The organism is Rhizomicrobium sp. (assembly GCA_037200385.1).
In the GTDB taxonomy this organism is placed as follows: Bacteria; Pseudomonadota; Alphaproteobacteria; order Micropepsales; family Micropepsaceae; genus Rhizomicrobium.
The window spans coordinates 4515257-4536217 of sequence record JBBCGL010000001.1 but is presented as its reverse complement, the minus strand read 5'-3'; the positions used below and the strand labels follow the sequence as shown (position 1 = coordinate 4536217).

Here is a 20961-nt window from a genome sequence, read left to right as displayed (position 1 = left end):
GTCATGGGCGTGAGACGTATGCTCTAGCGCAAGCCTCGCGCGCCGCCAAGAGCGCAAAAAAATCGCGGTTTCACGGGGATTTGCCGAAAGCGGCGACGGCGCTGGCGAGGGCCCATAATTTCCCCGTTACCGCCGCCATCCGGCGGTTCCGCTCCCCCTGCTCTGCGAGCCACTCGCGGCGGGGCCGCCGGAGCATGGTCTCGAAGCTGTTCGCCTCCTCGACCGTTTCGGCGCCCGCCGCCGTGACGATCCGACGCTCGCCCGGGCGGCCGTAGAAGAACGGCGAAAAGGTCGCCGTCTCGCCACCGTCGTGGACGACGGTAACCGTGTTCGCATAGGCGGGGGCCACGCCGTAATCGAGGGTGAAGCTTACCGTTCCGCCCTCGCCCGCGGCATGGACGCGCTCCCGGTCGCGCGCCCCGGGATGGTCGACGCCGGTCACCGCGATCGCCGCCTCGCCGAGCCCCAGATCGGCCAGCAGGGATACCGGGTAGCAGCCGATATCGTAGGTCGAGGAGGCCGCCATGCCGTCCTCGAGCCGGAAGGTCCCCGCGGGCATCCTGTCGATGACGAAGGTCAGCGCGAGCGCGCGGATGCGGTCGCGGTTGCGGCCCCAATGGTCGAGCAGGCGGGCGTAGAGCACAGCATGGCGATACATCATCGCCTCGGCGAGAACGGCGCCCTGCGCGTCGGCCAGGGCGGCGATCTCCTCGGCTTCGTCCGGAAAGAGGAAGGCGGGCTTTTCGACGAAAAGATCGAAGCCGCGCGCGAGGATCGCCTTCGATTGCGCATAATGGGCGGCGGGCGGCGAGGCTATGAAGAACACCGTCTCGCGCGGAAGAGCGTCGAGCGCCTCGTCCAGCTCGGCAAAGACGCGCATGCCCGGCTCGGCGAAGGTCTTCGAGACGACGCCGGCGATCACTTGCCCGCTGGCCTGCAGCGCCGGGAGCAGCTTGGTCCGGGCATGGGCGCCCATGCCGACGAGGCAGAAGGCGCCGAAGGGGCGGTCTTGCGACATCGGCTCAGGCCTCCCGCAGCGAGAGACGGCGATAGATGAGATAGAAGGCCGGGGTCGCCAGGGCCATCGCCAGCGGAACCGCATAGAGCGCCGCGAAGCCCGCGGCACGAAGCGCCAGTGCCAGCGCGATCACCACCGCGACATTCAGGACCTGCGGCCACAGATAATGGAAACCGCCGAAGCGGGCCTGAAGCTTCTGGTAGAGATGCAGATAGTTGCGGCTGAGCAGGTCTTCCTTGTTCCGCACCCGCGTGACGAACACATAGAACGCGTCGAACAGGGGCAGCGCCATCGGCACCGCGGCATAGATCTGCGCCGTGCTGCGCTCGCGGACGTAATAGGCCGCCATCAGGGTCAGCAGGCAGGCGAAGGCGAAGCAGCCCGAATCTCCGAAATAGAGCGTCTTCGGCCGCGCGTTCACGGCGGCGAAGGGCAGGACAAAGGCGAGCGTGGCGACGGCGGCGCCGGCGAAGACGTCGGGCGGTCCGGCGAACAGCACGATCGCCGCGGTGAGGACCGGCAGTACGGCGAGGTTGAGATCGGCACCGTCGCAGAAATTGATCACATTTGTCAGCACGACGTTCGTCAGTCCGCCGAGCACGCAAAGCCCGAGGTTGAGCGGATCCGCCACGCCCAGAACGATGGCGGCCAGCGCGAGGCCCGAGGCGAATTGCACGAAGAACCGCAGCCTGGCGTTCAGCTCGAAGGCATCGTCTATCCAGTAGAGCGCCGTCGTGGCGGCGATGACGGCGTAACACAGCGCGATGTCGCGCGGCGCGCCCTGCCAGAGGCCGGCCCCCAGCAGAACGAGCGCCAGGACGCCGCCATATCCGGTCGGGGTTGCGCCGTCGGGGCGCAGCGCCCGCCAGAGGCTGCGATAGGCCAGAGCACCCAGCAGGGAGAGCAGCGCGAGGCCGCCGGCAAAAATCCAGGATGTCATCCGCAAGAGCGCCCCGAAACGAATCGCCGGCCGCGAACCTAGGACAGCGCCGCCCGTTCGGGCGTGCCGGGAAGATACTCCGGCACGGAGATTTTGAGGAGGCGCAGCGCCCGTTCGGCGTCGCAATTGCCCGCGGCATGCCGCAGCTCCTGCACCTGCTGGCGGATGATGCGCAGGTCGGTCGCGCGCGGTTGGAATTTCAGCACCGACTTCGTCCGCGTCGGCACGACCGACTCGTCGCTGTGGACGACTTCCTCGTAGAGCTTCTCGCCGGGACGCAGGCCGACGACTTCGATCTTGATGTCGACATCGGGGCGCTGGCCGGAGAGCTGGATCATCTGTCGCGCCAGGTCCATGATCTTCACGGGCTGTCCCATCTCCAGCACGTAGATGACGCCGCGCTCTTCCTCCGAGCCGATGCCGTGCGCACCGGCCTGCAGGACCAGCGACACCGCTTCGGGAATCGTCATGAAATAGCGCGTGATGTCGGTGTGGGTGACCGTCACGGGCCCGCCCGCCTCGATCTGGCGGCGGAACAGCGGAACGACGGAGCCGGCGGAGCCCAGCACATTGCCGAAGCGCACGGTGATGAAGCGCGTGGCGTGAGCGCGGGCGTCGGCCTGGTCGAGGCCCTGGCAATAGGCCTCCGCCAGACGCTTGGTGGCGCCCATGACGTTGCTCGGATTGACCGCCTTGTCGGTCGAAATCGTGACCATGGTCGCGACGCCGAATTTGAGGCAAGCCTCGGCGACATTGACCGTGCCGATCACATTGGTCTTCACCGCCTCGATCGGATGATGTTCGAGCAGCGGCACGTGCTTGAGCGCGGCGGCATGGAACACGACGTCGGGCCGCACCCTTTCCATCCAGCGCGCGACGAGATCGCCGTCGCGGACGTCGAGCAGCGCAGCCTCGCGCGGAACGTCGTCATAGACCTCACTAAGCTCCTGATCGATCGAGTAAAGATTGAACTCGCAGGAATCGGCAACCACCAACTTGGCCGGTCCCAGCTTGGCGATCTGGCGCGACAACTCGCCGCCGATGCTGCCGCCCGCGCCGGTGATCAGGACGACCTTGCCCTGGACCATGGCGGCGATGGCGCTGGTATCGGAGACGATCTCCGGACGGCCGAGAAGGTCGGCGAGCTCGATGGGCTGGACCGTCGTCGCATCGCGGAACGCGCCGTGCGGCGGCAGGCGGCCCACCTTGAGGCCGATGGGACTGGAGAGCGCGAGAAGATCCTCGAAGTCGCGGCGCGTCGCGTTGTCGCGCGCCAGGATCAGCGTCTCCGGCCGGATGCCGCGCTCGCGCAGCTGGAACAGCGCATCGGCGAGATGGGCGATATCGTCCAGAACCTGAACGCCATGGAGATAGCTGCCGTGCAGGCTTCGCTGGTCGGTCACCACGCCGACGATGCGGTAGCGCGATCCCGGATTGCGGCTCGACTCGCGGATGAAAGCCTCCATCCGCTCGACGTCGCCGGTGATCAGGGCCGGGATGGAATCGTCCGACCACGCTCCGCCACGATGCCAGTTCAGATTGCGCGCCTCACTGAAAGCGCGGGCGAGGAGCCTGGGTGCCGTGAGAAAGCCAACCGTGGCGAGCCACAGCATCAGCATCGTCACGCCGGCCCGCGCAATCGAATGCGGCATGTTCCAGCTGGCGACGAACAATTCGAGGGCGGCGAATCCCGCCGCGGTCAGGGTCGCGGCGCGTATGAGGACGAGGAGATCCTGGAAGCTCACATAGCGCCAGATCATCCGGTATGTCCGGGTATAGGCTGCGGCAATGCCCGCGACACAACCATAGGCCAGCAAGGGCTTGGCGATATCGATGGACAGGGCACCCGGAAGGAACTCGCGGTGGAAGAGCGGAATCATGGATATGGTCGCGAAGGCCGCCACAGACAGCCCCATATCCGCCGTAAGACGCCACAACCGCGTGAAGACCGCGCGGACTTGCACTGACCTGCGCAATAAAATTCCCCTACCGTGCTTCTGCATTCATCGCACGTGAAATACCCAACCGAACCAACAAAGTGAACGCGATATTCGTGACACCACGTTACAAGCTGCCCGCCGGGGTAACAACGCTTGGCATGCGAAGCGCAAAATGATCTATCGACCTACTCCGGCGATACCTCAACGCGGAAGATTACCTAGTCGTTCCATTGCTTTGCGGTGTTCCCGGCTGGTCCGTCGGAGCCGTTGAAGGATTGACACACCGAGCATGAAAATCAGCGTGATCACAGTCTGCTGGAATTCCAGCGCGACCATCGGCGACACGATTGCCTCTTTTCTTGCACAGCGGCACGCCGACAAGGAACTCCTCGTCGTCGACGGCCAGTCGACCGATGATACGGTTAACATCGCCCGCGCTTACAACGCCCCGTCGATCCGCATCATCTCCGAGCGCGACAAGGGGCCTTTCGACGCGATGAACAAGGGGCTTCGGCTCTACAGCGGCGAGGCGGTCGGCGTGCTCAATTCCGACGACACGTTCCATGACGACCTGGCATTGACGCGCATCGCGGCGGGATTGGCCGATGCCGACATCGTCTATGGCGACCTGGACTTCGTGAGCGACCACCGGACCAAGACCGTCATGCGCGAATGGCGGGCCGGCGAATTCCGCCGCGGCCTGTTCCGGACGGGCTGGATGCCGCCGCATCCCACCTTCTATGCGCGGCGCGCGGTCCTGGACCGCGTCGGCGAATTCGACATCTCCTATCGCGCGACCGCCGACTACGACCTGATGCTGCGGGCGATGGAGCTGAACGATTTCCGCATCCGCTACATCCCGCAGATCCTGGCCGACTTCCAGCTGGGCGGCATCAGCACGCGCAACTGGCGCGCGACGATCGACGGCAACCTCGAATGCCTGCGCGCCAGGCGCATCCATCTGGGCGCGCCGCCGGTGGACGCGGCGCTGTTCCTGCGGCCCTTGCGCAAGCTGTTCGAGCTGCGGCGGCTGCGCGGCTACTACAAGGGCTAGGCGCCGACGGAGGCGAGCACGGCGTCGCTGATCGTCTTCTGCGTCTCGGCCGACAGATAGGGGTGCATCGGCAGGCTGACGACCGTGTTGCTGATCGCCTCCGTGGCGGGGATCGGCGCGGACGGATAATGCGCATAGCCCTTCTGGCGCGACAGCGGGATCGGATAGTAGACGGCGGTCGGGATGCCCAAGGCTTTCAGGTCGGCCTGGAGCTTGTCGCGATCGGGCACCTGGATCGTGTATTGCGCCCAGGTCGATTGCGCGCCGGCGATGACATGCGGCACGCGGATGCGGTTCGATTTCGACAGCGCCGCGTTGTAGCGCTGCGCCGCGGCTTCGCGGGCTTCGATCTCGTCGGCGAAGATCTTCATCTTCTCGAGAAGGATGGCGGCCTGGATCGTGTCCAGGCGCGAGTTCACGCCGATGCGGACATTCTCGTAGCGATGGCTGCCCTGGCCGTGGATGCGGATCGAGCGCAGCAACTCGGCCAGCGCGTCGTCGTCGGTGAAGGCGGCGCCGCCGTCGCCGTAGCAGCCGAGCGGCTTGGCGGGAAAGAAGCTCGTCGTCGCCGCGTGACCGATGGCGCCGGTGCGCTTGCCTTCGAGCACGCCGCCGAAGCCCTGCGCCGTGTCGCACAGCATCTTGAGGCCCGCGCCCGCGACGATGGGCGCCAGCACGCGATAATCGGCGGGCTGGCCGAACAGGTCGACGGGGATGACGGCCTTGGGCGTCAGCTTGCCGTCGCGCCGCACCAACGCGATGGCGGATTCGAGACTCGCGGGATCCATGTTGTAGGTGTCGGGCAGCACATCGACGAAGACCGGCGAGGCACCGACCAGCGCGACCACCTCGGCAGTCGCCGCAAAGGTGAAGGCCGGCACGAACACCGCGTCGCCGGGACCGATATCCCAGGCCCGCAGGACGATCAGGATCGCGTCGGTGCCGTTGGCGCAGGCGATGCAATGCCTCACGCCGGCGAATTCGGCGAGCTCGCGCTCGAGTTCGGCGACCTGCGGACCCATCACCCATTGGCCGCCTTCCACCGCCGCCAGGATCGCCTTGTTGAGCGGTTCGCCCAGGCGCGCGCGCTGGGCCTGGAGATCGATGAAGGGAATGTCGGCGGCCACGGCGAACTCCAGCGCAAGCGGTATCGGGACGCCGTTTTGTAGGCGCGGCCTCCCGCCGAGCGCGACACAAGATATGTTGCGGATTGCGTCAGCACCGCCGCGCCGGTTGCCGCACTACAGCGTGTCGTCGAGGCGGCGATGCGGCGCGGGTGCGGACATGCCGGCCGACATCGCGTCGCCGGAATGACGGCGGCGAGGGGCGGGAACCTCGCCATCGTCGCGCGATGGCGCGGGGATGGCGTCGCCGTCGGAGACAAGCGCGCTCCGCTCGCGCCATGGCGTGCGCACCGGCGGCGGCGCGGCCGATGCCGTCTGCAGCTCCGTGCCCGGACAGGCGAGCGTCGAAGCCGCGGCCCAATGCCAGCCGCCGAACGTGTCGGCAAGGCTCGCCTGCCCATCCGCGGCGGCGAAGGCATCTTCGGCCTGGCCGCAGAACGCGTCGGCGTCGCGGATCGAACGCAGCGAGGCGCCGTTGGCGAGCTCGGTCTTGTAGGTGTGATAGGCGGCCTCGCTCGTGCGATGGACGAAGAAGGATTTGAGCACCGCGTCGGACCGGATCAGTTCCGGCTGGTGCGCCAGCACGAAATCGTTGTAGCGGCGAACGTCATGGCAACTGAAGGCTGCGACCATCAACTCCTGTTGCAGTGCGGCGACCTTGAGCGCCGCAGTGTCGATCGCGGAGGCGCAGCCGCCCGCCCAGGCGCCCGTGATCGCAGCCTGCGCCGCAAGCAGACCCGCGGCCGTTCTCGTCATCGGTTTCTTCATCGCCCAGCCCTTGTCGTTCGCCCGTTCAGTTTCCCCTTGCCAACGTCCGCGCCCCGCGCACGCAGCGTCCCGATGCCGGGTCCGGCGCTTCCAGATGCGCGGTGACCTCGCCGGCGCCGCCGCGGCAGCCGACCCAGCGGAAATTGTGCTCGACGCCGCGCTCGCCCAGGCTGTCATCGGCGAACAGCGCGCCGAATCCGTTGGCGGAGACGCTGCCCGGCACGCTCGCGGCGCCGTCGCAGGCCGTCAGCCGGTCCGTCCCATGCAGCAGGCAATAGGCGAACTGAACGGTGTAGCCACAGTGGTTGCGGAAGCCCCAATAGGCGCCGTCGCTGTCGATCTTGAGGCAGTTGGACGCGATCGCTTCGTCCGTGGGCGGAGCGTCTGCCGGCAGGGCGTCGGCGGCGTCGCCGGCCGGGCCGTCGATCAGGTGGACGGTCGACGGCCTGACGGGCACGGTCTCGAGGCCGCTTGCCGCCGCCGGCGTCGCGGGGCCGGTCAGCGCGGATTGCGAAGGGGCGTGCGTGCGACGCGGCTTGGCCATCGGCATAGGACGCGGACCGGCCGGCTCGGCGGCTTCGAGCGCGCAGCTGGTGCGCGGCGGCGCCGTTCCGTCGGAAACGCCCAGGCGGCGGGCATAGGCGGCGACCGCGGCCTTGCGCTCCTCGGCGCTGAAGACATGACCGGCCGGATACCAGGCGGCGCAGGCCTGTTCGCCCGAAGCGCTTTTGAGCGTGATCGCGAGACCGTCGGAGACCCGGCTGAGCCATTCGGAATGACCGTCGGCGTAGTCCGCCTCGATCCCGTTCGCGGCCGGCCGGAACACGCCGCGCACCTGCGGCGGCCGACCGGCGTCGGAGATGGAGCCCAGCCCGTTCCCGAGGGCGATGAAAGCCGCCTTCTGCACCGTGCCGTCCGGGCCGGTGATGGTGCGAACGAAGCCGCCTTCGCCGGAGGTGAAGGCGACGGTCGAACCATCCAGCGCGGCGAGCGTCCTGCCGGCAAACGAGTCGAAGAACTGCGCCGGCACCGCGGCCGTTGCGACGGGTGCTGCCGCGACCGGCGCCGCTGCGGCGGCGTCCGGCGCGCGCTTGCCGTCGACGAACAGCGCCGCGAAGCTGCTGCCGTCCTTGCGGGTGACGGTACCCTGCCCGTTCGGCTGGTCGTTGTGCCATGGGCCGTCATATTTCTGGCCGTCGGCCCAGACCTGTACGCCATGGCCCTCGGCCTTGCCGTTCAACCATTCGCCGTCATAGCGGTCGCCATTGGCCCAGACGACCGAGCCGTGCCCGTTGAGCGCGCCGTCCTTCCACTCGCCGTCGAAGCGATTGCCCTTCGCGTCGCGCAGCACGCCCGCGCCGCTCGGCGCGCCGTCGACCGTCAGGCCGGAATAGTGCGCCCCGTCGCTCCAGGCGATCTCCGCCTTGCCGTCCACCGCGACGCCATCCGCGAATTGCGCCGAGAGGCTCAGCGAAATGTCGTTCTTGCCGAAATAAGTTGCGGTGCCGCGGCCATCCGCCAGACCGCGGCGGCAGGGCCCGTCCCAGGTGGCGCGCCCCGCCGGGAAGGCCGGCGTGTCGAACACGGCGCAATCGGTGCCGCGGTCGTAGAGGCGATGCAGATCGCTCGTATCGGCATCGGCGCGTGCGGCCTGCGCGCACGCCATTGCCGAGATCAGCGCCGTCACCAGCGCAAACGCACTGCCCCTTCGCATGGCTCGCCAGCCGCCGGCGAAGCGGCGGCCCCCTGTTCGATTGTCTTGAACAAAACCCCTTGCCGCAGCGCGCGCAATCGCATGCGGCTCGTTTTGCAAACGAAGCTTTACCGCAGCCATTCGACTTGTCGAGAGCGAAAGCGATCGTCGTTGGGAGTTCCTGCGAGGAACTTTCAGCGGCATCCGGCGACATGCGGAAAGCCCGGTTTATAAGGCCCATATCGCCCGGAACCAAGATGAACGCGGGAACCTTTACTTCGTCTCTATACGGATGAACGTCATCATTGGCGCTTTCGGAGTCTCCGCAAGCCTCCCTCAGCGCTCATGCCGGGCTCCGCTTCCGCTTTGCGCGGCGCGCGCGAGGAACCTTTCTAAGCGTCCGCCTCGACGCGCATCTTGAGGATCTTGTCGGGAGCACCGCTGATCTGGCCGTTGTTGTGCTCGCCGCCCTTCTTGATCGAATCGATATGCTCCATGCCCTCGACCACCTCGCCCCAGATGGAATACTGCCGGTCGAGCCAGGGCGCGTCGCCGAAGCAGACGAAGAACTGGCTGTTGGCGCTGTTCGGATTGTTGGTCCGCGCCGCGCTGACGGTGCCGCGCTTGTGCTTCTCGTTCGAGAATTCCGCCTTGAGGTCCGGCAGGTCCGAGCCGCCGGAGCCGGTGCCGGTGGGATCGCCGGTCTGCGCCATGAAGTCGGGGATCACGCGATGGAAGACGACGCCGTCATAGAAGCCCTTGCGGGTCAGCTCCTTGATGCGGGCGACGTGGCCGGGCGCGAGGTCGGGCCGCAGCGCGATCACGACCGGGCCGGTCTTCAAATCCATGATGATCGTATTTTCCTTGTCGCGGGCCATTTTAGGAACGTTCCTTGCTGCGTTTCACGAGTTGTTCGGCAACGTAAGGCGAGGTGAAAGGTTTCACGTCGCCGCCCAGGACGGCGATCTCCTTCACCAGCTTGGAGGCGATGGCCTGCATGCGCGGATCGGCCATCAGGACCACGGTCTCGATGTCCATGTTGAGGCGCTGGTTCATCGCCGCCATCTGGAATTCGTATTCGAAGTCCGACACGGCGCGCAGGCCGCGGATGATCATGTTCGCGCCGATGCTGCGCGCGAATTCGACGAGCAGGATGTCGGACACCGGCAGGACCTCGACCGTGGCGCGGCCCGGCGGCAGCTTTTCGACCTCGTAGCGCATCATGGCGATGCGCTCGTCGAGCGAGAACAGCGGCGACTTCGAGGCATTGGTGGCGACGCCGATCACAAGATGATCGACCAGCTTCACCGCGCGCTTGACGATGTCGAGATGGCCGAGCGTCAGGGGATCGAAAGTCCCCGGATAAAGCCCGATCAGCGGCTTGCTGCCGCCGCGGCTGCTGTCCTCGACCGTCATGCTACTCGCTCCCCTCGCCGGAGACGTCCTCGATGCGCTCGACCGAGACGACGCGTTCCTGGCCATCGACGCGGAAGACGGTCACGCCGCCCGAGCCGCGGCCCTGCACGCTGATCGTAGCGACCGGAACGCGGATCGTCTGCCCCTGATTGGAGATCAGCATCAGATCGTCGCTCTCCTCCACCGGGAAGCCGGCGACGATGGCGGCGTTCTTCTTGGTCATGTCCATCGCGACGATGCCCGAGCCGCCGCGGCCGGTGACGCGGTATTCGTAGGACGACGAGCGCTTGCCGAAGCCGCTTTCCGATACGGCAAGGATGAACTGCTCCGCCGCGCCGAGCTGGGCGTAGCGCTCTGGCGAGAGCGCGACCTCTTCCTTCGCATCCTCGGCGTCGTCGGCATTGTCCTCTATCGGCGCCTCGGCCTCCTCGCCCAAGGCGGCGCGGCGGGCGGCGCGCGACTGCTTAAGGTAGGCACGGGCCTCCGCGGTCGTCGCGTCGGAATGGTGGAGCAGCGACAGGCTCACGACCTCGTCCCCCGTTGCGAGCTTGACGCCGCGCACGCCGGTGGAATCGCGGCCCTTGAAGACGCGCACGTCGGAGAGCTGGAAGCGGATGCACTTGCCCAGCCTGGTGGTGAGCAGGACGTCGTCCTGGTCGGTGCAGGTCTGCACGCCCACGATGCCGTCGCCCGGCTCCAGCTTCATCGCGATCTTGCCGTTGCGGTTGATGCTCACGAAATCGGAGAGCTGGTTGCGCCGGACGTCGCCCGATTTTGTGGCGAAGACGATGTTGAGCTTCTCCCACTGCGCCTCGTCCTCGGGCAGCGAGACGATCGTGGTGATCCGTTCGCCCTCGGCGAGCGGCAGCAGGTTCACCATCGCCTTGCCCCGGCCCTGGATGCGGGCTTCGGGCAGGCGCCACACTTTCAGCTTGTAGGCCATGCCGGTCGAGGAGAAGAACACCAGCCAGGCATGGCTGTTGGCGACGAACAGCGAAGTGACGAAATCCTCCTCGCGCGTCGACATCCCCGAGCGGCCCTTGCCGCCGCGGCCCTGCACGCGATACTCGTCGAGCGGGGTGCGCTTGATGTAGCCGGCGTGGGTGACGGTGACCGCGACATCCTCGCGCTCGATCAGCGCCTCGTCTTCGACTTCGACGTCGGCATCGACCAGCTCGGTCTTGCGCGGGGTGGCGAATTCGTCGCGGATCGCGCCCAGTTCGTTGCGGACGATCTCCAGCACCCTGGGACGCGAGCGCAGGATGTCGAGATAGTCGGCGATGGCGTCGGCCAGCTTGCGGACCTCGTCGCCCAGTTCGTCGCGGCCGAGCGCGGTCAGGCGCTGCAGGCGGATGTCGAGGATGGCGCGCGCCTGCTCCTCCGAGAGGCGGATCGTGCCGTCCTCCCGGATTTTGTGGCGCGGATCGGCGATCAGCGCGATCAGCGGTTCGACGTCCTTGGCCGGCCAGTCGCGGGCCATCAACTGTTCGCGCGCCGTGGCAGCGTCGGCGGCGGCGCGGATCAGGGCGATGACCTCGTCGATATTGGCCACCGCGATGGCGAGACCGACCAAGGTATGGCCGCGGTCGCGGGCCTTGCCGAGCTGGAAGCGCGTGCGCCGGGTGACGACCTCCTCGCGGAAGGCGGTGAAGGCGCCGATCATGGCCTTGAGGTTCATCAATTCCGGGCGGCCGGAATTGAGCGCCAGCATGTTCACGCCGAAGGTCGTCTGCAGTTCGGAGAAGCGGTAGAGCTGGTTCAGCACGACCTCGGACGAGGAATCGCGCTTGAGCTCGATCACGACGCGCATGCCGTGGCGGTCGCTTTCGTCGCGGATGTCGGAGACGCCCTCGACCCGCTTGTCGCGCACCAGCTCGCCGATCTTCTCCTGCAGCCGCGCCTTGTTCACCTGATAGGGCAGCTCGGTGACGATGATCGCCTCGCGGTCCTTGCGGATCTCCTCGACATGGCAGCGCGCCCGCATCAGCAGCGAGCCGCGGCCGCGCGCCAGGGCGGCACGGGCGTTCTGCTTGCCGATCAGCAGCGCGCCGGTCGGGAAATCCGGCCCGGGCACGATCTCGGTGAGGTCTTCGAGGCTGATCGAGGGATCGTTCATGTAGGCGAGGCAGGCGTCGATCACCTCGCCCAGATTGTGCGGCGGGATGTTGGTCGCCATGCCGACCGCGATGCCGCCGGCGCCGTTGACCAGCAGGTTGGGAAACCGCGCGGGAAGGACGACGGGCTCCTTCTCGCTGGAATCGTAATTATCCTTCCACTCGACCGTGTCCTGGTCGATGTCCTCGGTGAGCTGATGCGCGATCTTGGAGCGCCGCACCTCGGTGTAGCGCATCTGCGCCGGGGGGTCGCCGTCGACCGAACCGAAATTGCCCTGGCCGTCGATCAGCGGCACGCGCAGCGAGAATTCCTGCGCCATGCGCACCAGCGCATCGTAGATCGAGGCGTCGCCATGCGGATGGTATTTGCCCATCACGTCGCCGACGATCAGCGCCGATTTGCGGTAGGGCTTGTTCCAGTCGCGGCCGTTCTCGTGCATCGAATAGAGGATACGGCGGTGCACGGGCTTCAGGCCGTCGCGCACGTCGGGCAGCGCCCGCTGCACGATCACGCTCATCGCATAGTCGAGATAGGACTTCTTCAGCTCGTCTTCGATGGCGATCGGGCTGATGCTGCTGCCGCCCGGCGCCGAACCGCTTGGCGGTGGTGTGTCGCTCAAAATCACGTCCCTGATGCGAGGGCCCGGAAGGGCCGAAATCCAAGGCGCTTAAGTAGCATTCCGGGGTTCGATTCGCCTAGGAAAAACGCCCGGGCACGCCCTTGCTTTCACCCGCGAAATCGGGGCTTTAGGGACCCTCGAACCGCTTGGGACCGGCATGGCCAACAAAGCAGACCCGACATCGGCCCGCGCCGGCGGCCGCGCCTTCCTGTCGCTCATCCGGACCTTGGCCGCGTTTGCCGGGCGAAGGGGCCTGCTGGCGATCGGCTATATCGCGGCCGGGGCGCTGTTCGAGGGCGTCGGGATCATCCTCATCGTCCCGCTTCTGGCCGTCGTGATGGGCGGCGGCGGCGGCCACGGCATGCTGCATGACGCGATGGCCCGCATCTTCGCGGTGTTCGGCATCACGACCCCGTTCGGCCGCCTGGCGCTGATGCTGTCGGCATTCGCGCTGATCATGGTGATTCGCGGGATCGTGATCGCGCTGCGCGACATCACGACGATGAACCTGCAGGCCGAATTCATCGGCCATCTGCGCGGCGAGATCGCGGCCGCCCTCGCCAATGCGGGCTGGGACCAGATCCTGCGCCTTCGGCATGCCAGGATCATCAACATCCTGAGCAACGACATCACGCGCATCGCCACGATGTCGCAATTCCTTCTCCAGGCGGGCATCTCCATCGTCCTGCTGATCGCGCAATGCGTCCTGGCGTTCGTGCTGTCGCCCGGCCTGGCCCTGTTCGCCTTCGGGCTGCTGGCGATCACCGCCATCGCGATGGTCCCCGCGCTGCGGCGGGCCCGCCTGCTGGGGCGTCATGTCAGCGGCGCCAATCTGGCGCTGATCGATACCGCGTCGCAGTTCCTCAACGGACTCAAGCTAGCGGTCAGCCAGGATCTGCAAGGCGGCTTCGTCGTGGAATTCCGCGAGACGATCCGCAGCCTGATCCACCGCCAGACCGGCTATTTCCGGCAGGCGACGCTGCAGCGCATCGCCCTCACCACATTGTCGGCCATCGTCGGCGCCGTGGTGGTGCTTTTGGGCTATGGCGTATTCGGCCTGGCGGCGCCGGTTCTGATCGCGTTCCTTCTGGTCATCGCGCGCATGAGCGGACCGGTGGCGCAGATCCAGCAGGGCTTCCAGCAGCTGGCGCACGGCCTGCCGGCTTATGAATCCATCACCGAGCTGCTTGCCGAGCTGCATAGCGTGACGCTGCCGCGCGGCGCGGCGCGGGAGATCCCCGCCGGCCCCATCGTGCTGGAAGACGTGAGCTTCCAGCATGCACAGACCGACGGGACGCAATCGCACGGCGTGCGGCGTGCGAGCCTGACATTGCCGCCCGGCAGCTTCATCGGCATCGCGGGGGCCTCCGGATCGGGCAAGACGACGCTCGCCGACCTGCTGGTGGGATTGCTTCGGCCACAGTCGGGCCGCGTCGTGGCAGGCGGCTGTGTGCTCGACGAGACCACCCTGCCGGCATGGCGCACGCAGCTCGGCTACATCTCGCAGGATCCGTTTCTTTTCCACGACACGGTGCGGCGCAACCTGCTCTGGGCGCGGCCCGAGGCGAGCGAAAGCGACATGTGGGACGCGCTGACGCTGGCCGGCGCCGATGGGATCGTGCGGCGGATGGACGGCGGGCTCGACGGTGTGGTCGGCGAGCGCGGCACGCTGGTCTCGGGCGGCGAGCGCCAGCGGATCGCGCTGGCGCGGGCCTTGTTGCGCAAGCCCAAGCTGCTGGTCATGGACGAGGCGACCAATGCCATCGACATCGCCGGCGAGCGGGCGCTGCTGGAGCGCCTGCTGGCGACCGCGCCGCGGCCGACGATCGTGATGATCGCGCACCGCGCCGAGAGCCTGGCGCTATGCGACCATGTCGTGCGGATGGAGAACGGCGAGCTCCACGACGACGTGCCGGCTCAGGCGGCCGGCTGACCCGGCTTGAGGGCCTCGGTCAGGCGGCGCCAGACCCAGGACGGCAGCCGCAGGATGGGATAGAGGAAGTAGAGCGGCCGCGGCAGTTGCACGGCCTGGAAATCCGTCCAGCCGACCGATTTGCTCTGCAGTTCGGCGAGCCAGTGGCCGAAGCCGGGCGCCAGCAGGAAATGCGAGCCTTCGATCTTGAAATTGTGCAGCAGCCGCTCGCCGGTCATCGCTTCGAGCGCGATCGCCACGAGCCAGCGTGTCGCACGATCGGCCCGCATCTCTTCGGCCAGCGGCGCGGGCAGCGGCAAGCCGAACAGATCTGCGCACAACAGAAGCGCCTGCGCCGCCGCGCGGCCGGCACGATGGGCATCGGCGACCGCATAGAGTCGCGCGATCTCGGCAGGCGGCTTGCCCGACAACCAGGCGGCAAGATCGGCCAGCCATTTCATCCGCGCCCAGGCATGATGGGCGCCATGCAGGCAGAGATAGGCGAAGAGATCCTCGTCGCACAGCGTGCGCAGCGGCGGATGGCGCGGCGAAATCGCGACGCTGTTGGCGGGGGAGCGGGCGGTGACGTCGGCCAGCTGGGTGCGGTTGTCCGACAGCCGCCAATGCAGCTCGACATGGCTGTGGCGTGCCGCATTGTGGAAGATGCCTTCGCGCGCGAATTCGAGCCAGGCATGGAAGCGCTCGTCGGCGAAGCTGGCCGGCGGCATGATGCGCGTATAGCCCGCGCCTTCGAGCAGGGCGCAGGCCTGGCGGACATCGGACGGCGTCACCAGCAGATCGATGTCCCAGGCGTGTTTGATGCCGAGATTGCCGTAGGCCAGCACCGCGAGCGCGCTGCCCTTCACGAACAGCGCGGGGATTCCGGCCGTGTCGAACGCGGCCTGCAGGCGCAGAGCCTCGGAGGCGAGCTGCAGGGCCTGCTTCGCGATGGCGCCCGCCTCGATCGTGAGAGCGGCGGCGGCGTCCGGCGGGACGGCGATTTCCGCACTCTTCAGGCCGTCATTGGCAAGCCCGGCGATGCGCTGGCGCCGGACGAAGCGCAGGAAGGCGTCCCAGTCGATGGCGCCGGCCGCCGCGGCGCGGATCGCGCGATTGCGCCGCTCGCCCGGCGGCCAGATACAGCACGCGGCGCCGAGGCGGAACTCGGCCGGCAGTGCGGCGGCGTTCACAGAAACCGCGCGACTTCGACGAAGCCCTCACCCACCGGAAAGCCGGTCACCTCGACCGGCCCGGCATCGAGCCAGGCATGCGCCGCGAGCGGCGCGTCGGCCATTTTGGCGACGCCGAAATGCATCACGCTGCCGATGCCGCGCCGGCTCAGCATCGCCTTTGCCGCGATGGCCTGCGGCAGGCAGACGGCACGGAACGGCGTATAGCGCGCGGCGCGCGTCACGGCCCAGCCGATCTCCCGGGCTTTCGCGCACTGTGTTTCGGAGAGCACCGGGCCGCCTGGCGCGCCCGAGCCGGCGAGGACGCCAAAGCGCGCCGCGAGAATGCGGAAGGGCACGAAAAAGAGCGCGATCCGGGCCAGGGCGAGGCAGATCACGGCCTCGAGGACCTGCAATTTGCGGCGGACCGGCAGACGATAGAAGCGGCGCGCCATCCAGCGCAGGAAGCGCGGCCGCCAAGCTGCAAGCGGGAAGGCCCGCGGCTCCCTCTTCTGCGCGGCGGACACGTCAGGTTCGCGCGCTTCAGCCATTGCCGACGGTGACGAGACCTTGTGCGATCATCTCGTCGAGAAAGGTCTTGGTTTCTTCGCGGCAGCGCGCCTGGTCGACGTCGAACTGCTCGGTGAGGCCGTTAACCAGCCCGTCGAGCGTGATCGGCGTGTTCAGCAGGGTCCAGATCGCAGCACCGACCTTGTCGAATTCGAAATATTGCCAGTTCTGGGTGTGCAACAGCACGACTTCGCCGCCGACATCGGCTTCGATGACGTCGCTGGTTCGCGCGTACAGGCTGTCGGAAGACATTGTTCAAGGTTCCAAACGAAACGGATGCATGACCCTATACCGCAGGCCGTTGCCGGGCAAACTGCAGCACCCGGCTCCAGCAACTTCCCTGCCCGGCCCAACTCCGTTATGCAAGCCCAATGAGTCCCCAAAAGCCTGTCCCAGGCATCCCCGGCGCCGTCATCCGGCGCGTCGACGCGCTCCCGGCAGATCTGCCGGGCAGCGCGCCCGCCGGTCCGCAGATGCAGGCCAAGCCGGGCCAGCTCCTGCTGGTCTATCCCGGCATCGGAAGATTCCTGGCGCGGGACGGCGCGGTCATCGAGTTCGCGCATGACGACGACGCGGACAGCGGTGCGATCGCGCTGTTTCTGCACGGCACGGCGCGCGGCGCCCTGATCCATCAGCGCGGCGAGCTTCCGCTGCATGCGGCCACGCTGGTTCCGCCGGGCGGCGATCGTGCGCTCGCGATCTGCGGCCATTCGGGCGCCGGCAAGTCGACGCTGGCGGCGGAACTCAGCCGGCGCGGCTGGACGTTGGTGGCCGACGACACCACGCGCGTCACCTGGAACGGCGATCATCCGCTCGCCTGGCCGAGCCGCGACAGCATCAAATTGTGGAAGGACGCCTGTGAAGCCGCCGGCATCGACACCGCGGCGCTGGAACCGGTGATGAAAGATATGGAAAAGTTCTACATCCACGTCGCATCGCGCGATGAACCCATCCGGCTCGGAACGATCCTGGAACTTGCCGCCGACGCCACGGGCAGCCCTTTGTCGGCCGGCGACAAGATGGCGCTGGTCAGCCGCAACACCTACCGGCCGAGTCACATCGTGCCGCTGGGGACGCAGAACGAGCATGTGCGGATCGTTGCACGCATCGCGGCCGCCTGCGTGACCCTGCGCCTGCAAAGCGATCGCTCGCGGCCGGTGCAGGCACTGGCCGACGCGGTCGAAGCGGCGGTCCGCTGACATGACGGCGCTCGCCGGCAGATGGAATTTCGACGGCAAGCCGGACGCCGGGCGCGCCTGCGCGAACATGCTGGCGGCACAGGCGATCTACGGACCGGATGACAGCGCCCAGACCGACATGGGCACTATCGCGCTGGGGCGGCGACTGTTCCGCACGCTGCCCGAAGACGTCCACGACAACCAGCCCCTGAGCGGCGGCGAGGGACGCTTCGCCATGGTGGCCGATGTCCGGCTCGACAACCGGGACGAGCTGATCGCGGCGCTCCGCATCGCGCCCGAGCAGGCGCGGGAGCTGGCCGATTCCGCCATCCTGCTGGCGGCGTGGGCGCGCTGGGAAGACACCTGTTTCGACCGCTTGTTCGGCGACTATGCCTTCGCCCTGTTCGATTTTGCGCAGCAGAAGCTCGTGCTGGCCCGCGACCCGCTCGGCAACCGGCCCCTGCACTATCATCGTGCCGACCGCTTTGTCGCGTTCGCGTCGATGCCCAAGGGCCTCCACGCGCTGGCCGAAATCCCGCGCCAGCCGGATGAAGAGCGCGTCGCGGAGCAGCTCGCGCTCCTGCCGGAAACGGGACCGGAAACCTATTTCCGGGACGTCCGGCGGGTCGAACCGGGCTGTTTCGTCACCATCACGCCGACCAGCCTGATCGCCCGCCGGCATTGGGAGCCCGTGCGCAAACCGGTCAATCTCGCGAATGCCGACGCCTATGCCGAGGAGTTGCGCCATCGTCTCGACGAGGCGGTGCGCGTCCGCCTGCGCGGTGCGGGCGGCGAGGTCGGGGCCCATCTCAGCTCCGGCTTCGACAGCGCCATCGTCGCGACCAGCGCCGCCATCCAGCAGGCCAAGCGCGGCGGCCGGGTCGTGGCCTACACATCCGTTCCCCGCGAAGGCTATGACGGAAAGGCGCCGCGCGGCCGGCTGGGCGACGAAGGCACCATCGCGGCGCGCACCGCCGCGATATATCCGAACATGGAGCATGTTCGGATCCGCCCGTCGGGACGCACGCCGCTCGACAATCTCGACCGCAGCTTCTTCCTCTATGAGCGGCCGGTCCTCAATCTGTGCAATGCGGTCTGGTCGGACGGGATCAACGACGCAGCGAAAGCACGCAAGCTGCGCGTGATGCTGAACGGCCAGATGGGCAATATGAGCATCAGCTATGACGGGCTGACGCTCCTGCCGGAGCTGCTTCGCCGCGGCCGGCTCGTCAAATGGCTGCGGGAAGGCCGCGGCATCGTCCGCCGCCGGCACCTGCGCTGGCTCGCCGTTCTGAACGTCTCGTTCGGACCCTATACGCCGACGCCGCTGTTCCGCTGGATCAACAGGGTCCTGGAAGACCGCAATGCGACCATCGACGTCTACAGCGCGCTGAGCGCCGCGCGCCGCGAGGAACTGGATATCGAAAAGCGGGCCCGCGCACGCGGCCTCGACTTGAGCTACCGGCCCCGGACGAACGGATTCGAAACGCGGTTATGGGTGCTGCGTCGCGTCGATCTGGGCAACTACAACAAGGGGCAGCTCGCAGGATGGTCGGTCGACCAGCGCGATCCCACGGCGGACCGCCGGCTGCTGGAGTTCAGTCTCAATATCCCCGAGGAGCAGTTCCTGGCGAACGGCCAGATGAAGGCTCTCACGCGCCGCGCCTTTGGCGCGCGGCTGGTGCCGGAGGTACTCACGGACCATATCCGCGGCTATCAGGCAGTCGACTGGCATGAGGGTCTGGAGGCGGCACGCCCCAAGCTCCTCGAAGAACTCGGCCGGCTTGAGGACTGTGGCCCGGCTGCAACGGCGCTCGATCTTCAGCGCCTGCGCCAGCTGATGGCGGACTGGCCGGAGGGCGGATGGGAAAAAGTTAACGTGATGGTCCCGTATCGTTTGGCGCTGTTGCGCGGGATTTCCAGCGGTCATTTTCTCCGCCGCGCCAGCGGAAGCAATGCGTGACGGCCTTGTCGGGCAAGCGCTTGCTTTACAATGATTTTGCCCGCAAAGCTTGCGCGAGAAGCAACTATTCTGTAGTGTCTGAGTTACCATGAAGCCTTTACAGGCGGAAATTCACCAGTTTTCTGGAATTTGGGAGCAGGGGTCTACGCATGAGCGAGAATCGCAACGACATCACGGCGCAGGTCGAAACGACCTCGGCACGTGCGGAATGGCAGCGGCCGGCCTTGCGCAAGCTCGATGCCCGCGACGCTGAACTCACGGGTCTCAATCTTACGGACAACGCCGTCTTCTCGTAAGACGACGCGAAGTTGCTGCTCAAAACCGCGCACGGTTGTGCGCGGTTTTTTGCGTTCAGACCATTGCAAAGCAAAGCCGGCCTTTTGTGAGATGATCAAAAAAAAGCCTTGGGCGGAATATCCGCCCAAGGCTTCTGTTTTATTACTGCCTCCAAGAGGCAGCGTCGGTCAGTGCGTGGCCGTCGTTCCCGGCAGGGTATTGGTGCCGTTGCCGTCGATCTGGTTGTTGCCATAGGACAGCAGCGAGCCGGCGGCCTGGATCAGGCTGGTGCCGTTTCCTGTGATCGTCGAATAGCCCACCTTCACCGAAGAGCCCGAACCGGCCGTGATGATGCCGAAGCCGGCATTGTTGGAGATCCGGTCGCGGATCAGCATGGCCGTCACGGGGGTCGTACCCGCCACGGTCAAGCCGGTCTGGCTGCTGGCCAGGGTGCTGTCGCTGATCGTGGCCGTGACCGCGCCGCCGCTCATGCCAGTGCTGTTGATCGTCACGCCTTGCGCGTTGTTGACGACCTCGACCCGGTCGAGCGTCACGTTGACCGTGCCGCTGCCCGTCGGCGCGACATTGATCGCAGCGCCGGTTCCCGTGGCCCCGGTACCGGAGCCGTTGGTCGTGATGGTGGTGTCGGTGATGATCAGCTGCTGCGTCGTGGCACCCGCGGCCGGCACGAAGGAAACGCCATAGCCGTTGGGCGAGCCACCCGTGAAGTTGCGGATTTGGCAGTTCTGGATTTCCAGCACCCGTCCGGCGATGAACCTCACGCCGGCAAGCGAGTTGGAGCCGATCGGGCCGCCGTCGATCTGCAGGCCGGTCAGGATGACGACGTCGTTGGCGCCGGCATTGACCGTGATGCCATTGGTTCCGGCGACCAGGATGCCGCCCTCGCCCGCGCCCTCGGAGCATTCGAGAGTGATCGCCTTGGTGACCGTGAGGGCACCGAAGCCAGCCGGATCGAGGCAATCGATCGAACCGCCCGGCGCGGTCTTGGAGATCGCACCGGGAAACGTCTTGCACGGTGCGGTGCGGCTGCAGGGATTGACGTCGTCGCCGACGCCCGACACCCAGGTGCGCGTCGCCTGCGCCTGGGCAGGGGCGGCCCAGACCAGCGCAACGAGCGCCACAGCCGCCAAGCCGGTCAGTTTCGAGAATTTGAGCATTCTTACCTCCTCCACAGGCACGCGAAAT

18 protein-coding genes are annotated in these 20961 nt (G+C 67.0%); 5 read left to right on the top strand and 13 right to left on the bottom strand.

What is annotated here, in order from left to right; translation table 11 throughout:
- Window positions 1-70 precede the first annotated feature (70 nt).
- The 3 genes from WDM91_21830 to WDM91_21820 are packed head-to-tail and all read right to left on the bottom strand — an operon-like array spanning window position 71 to window position 3838.
- Window positions 71-1018 carry a Gfo/Idh/MocA family oxidoreductase gene (locus WDM91_21830; GenBank protein ID MEI9997252.1) on the bottom strand — a complete coding sequence of 316 codons (948 nt, stop codon included), beginning with the start codon at window positions 1016-1018 and terminating at the stop codon, window positions 71-73.
- 4 nt (window positions 1019-1022) lie between these two features.
- Window positions 1023-1958, bottom strand: a complete 936-nt coding sequence (locus WDM91_21825) for a hypothetical protein (GenBank protein ID MEI9997251.1) — start codon at window positions 1956-1958, stop codon at window positions 1023-1025.
- 38 nt (window positions 1959-1996) lie between these two features.
- The gene (locus WDM91_21820) at window positions 1997-3838 is read right to left on the bottom strand and encodes a nucleoside-diphosphate sugar epimerase/dehydratase (GenBank protein MEI9997250.1); all 1842 of its coding nucleotides are present in this window, start codon (window positions 3836-3838) and stop codon (window positions 1997-1999) included.
- Between the two features lie 349 nt (window positions 3839-4187).
- Here WDM91_21820 and WDM91_21815 point away from each other — a divergent pair, with 349 nt between their 5' ends.
- Window positions 4188-4952 (top strand): glycosyltransferase family 2 protein, encoded by a 765-nt coding sequence (locus WDM91_21815; protein ID MEI9997249.1) that lies wholly within the window; start codon window positions 4188-4190, stop codon window positions 4950-4952.
- Here WDM91_21815 and WDM91_21810 read toward each other — a convergent pair.
- The 6 genes from WDM91_21810 to gyrA form a co-directional block, all read right to left on the bottom strand.
- A complete protein-coding gene (locus WDM91_21810) occupies window positions 4949-6079 on the bottom strand; it encodes a DegT/DnrJ/EryC1/StrS aminotransferase family protein (protein MEI9997248.1) in 1131 nt (376 codons plus the stop codon). The two genes, WDM91_21815 and WDM91_21810, sit on opposite strands and share 4 nt — an antisense overlap.
- A gap of 114 nt (window positions 6080-6193) precedes the next feature.
- Window positions 6194-6832 (bottom strand): hypothetical protein, encoded by a 639-nt coding sequence (locus WDM91_21805; protein MEI9997247.1) that lies wholly within the window; start codon window positions 6830-6832, stop codon window positions 6194-6196.
- A gap of 37 nt (window positions 6833-6869) precedes the next feature.
- A complete protein-coding gene (locus WDM91_21800; GenBank protein ID MEI9997246.1) occupies window positions 6870-8558 on the bottom strand; it encodes a hypothetical protein in 1689 nt (562 codons plus the stop codon).
- A gap of 371 nt (window positions 8559-8929) precedes the next feature.
- On the bottom strand, window positions 8930-9415 hold the full coding sequence (locus tag WDM91_21795; GenBank protein MEI9997245.1) for a peptidylprolyl isomerase: 486 nt from the start codon (window positions 9413-9415) through the stop codon (window positions 8930-8932).
- A 1-nt stretch (window position 9416) separates the two neighbouring features.
- Window positions 9417-9953 (bottom strand): pantetheine-phosphate adenylyltransferase, encoded by a 537-nt coding sequence (gene coaD, locus WDM91_21790; GenBank protein MEI9997244.1) that lies wholly within the window; start codon window positions 9951-9953, stop codon window positions 9417-9419.
- 1 nt (window position 9954) lies between these two features.
- The gene (gyrA, locus tag WDM91_21785; protein ID MEI9997243.1) at window positions 9955-12687 is read right to left on the bottom strand and encodes a DNA gyrase subunit A; all 2733 of its coding nucleotides are present in this window, start codon (window positions 12685-12687) and stop codon (window positions 9955-9957) included.
- Between the two features lie 157 nt (window positions 12688-12844).
- Between gyrA and WDM91_21780 the strand changes: the two genes are divergently transcribed.
- Window positions 12845-14620 carry an ABC transporter ATP-binding protein gene (locus tag WDM91_21780; GenBank protein ID MEI9997242.1) on the top strand — a complete coding sequence of 592 codons (1776 nt, stop codon included), beginning with the start codon at window positions 12845-12847 and terminating at the stop codon, window positions 14618-14620.
- On the opposite strand, the gene WDM91_21775 is transcribed toward WDM91_21780, so the two are convergent.
- The 3 genes from WDM91_21775 to WDM91_21765 are packed head-to-tail and all read right to left on the bottom strand — an operon-like array spanning window position 14605 to window position 16590.
- A complete protein-coding gene (locus WDM91_21775; protein ID MEI9997241.1) occupies window positions 14605-15789 on the bottom strand; it encodes a nucleotidyltransferase family protein in 1185 nt (394 codons plus the stop codon). The genes WDM91_21780 and WDM91_21775 overlap by 16 nt on opposite strands.
- Window positions 15786-16295: a lasso peptide biosynthesis B2 protein gene (locus WDM91_21770; GenBank protein ID MEI9997240.1), complete on the bottom strand. Its 510-nt coding sequence runs from the start codon at window positions 16293-16295 to the stop codon at window positions 15786-15788. Before WDM91_21770 ends, WDM91_21775 begins: the two co-directional genes overlap by 4 nt.
- 16 nt (window positions 16296-16311) lie before the next feature.
- Complete coding sequence (locus WDM91_21765) at window positions 16312-16590, bottom strand: PqqD family peptide modification chaperone (protein MEI9997239.1); 279 nt, start codon at window positions 16588-16590, stop codon at window positions 16312-16314.
- 119 nt (window positions 16591-16709) lie between these two features.
- Here WDM91_21765 and WDM91_21760 point away from each other — a divergent pair, with 119 nt between their 5' ends.
- From WDM91_21760 to WDM91_21750, 3 genes are all read left to right on the top strand, one after another.
- On the top strand, window positions 16710-17537 hold the full coding sequence (locus WDM91_21760) for a hypothetical protein (GenBank protein ID MEI9997238.1): 828 nt from the start codon (window positions 16710-16712) through the stop codon (window positions 17535-17537).
- A 1-nt stretch (window position 17538) separates the two neighbouring features.
- Window positions 17539-19479, top strand: coding sequence for an asparagine synthase-related protein (locus tag WDM91_21755; protein ID MEI9997237.1), 1941 nt, complete (start codon window positions 17539-17541; stop codon window positions 19477-19479).
- 149 nt (window positions 19480-19628) lie between these two features.
- Complete coding sequence (locus WDM91_21750) at window positions 19629-19775, top strand: hypothetical protein (protein ID MEI9997236.1); 147 nt, start codon at window positions 19629-19631, stop codon at window positions 19773-19775.
- A 168-nt stretch (window positions 19776-19943) separates the two neighbouring features.
- Here WDM91_21750 and WDM91_21745 read toward each other — a convergent pair whose 3' ends face one another.
- Complete coding sequence (locus WDM91_21745; GenBank protein MEI9997235.1) at window positions 19944-20933, bottom strand: hypothetical protein; 990 nt, start codon at window positions 20931-20933, stop codon at window positions 19944-19946.
- Window positions 20934-20961 lie beyond the last annotated feature (28 nt).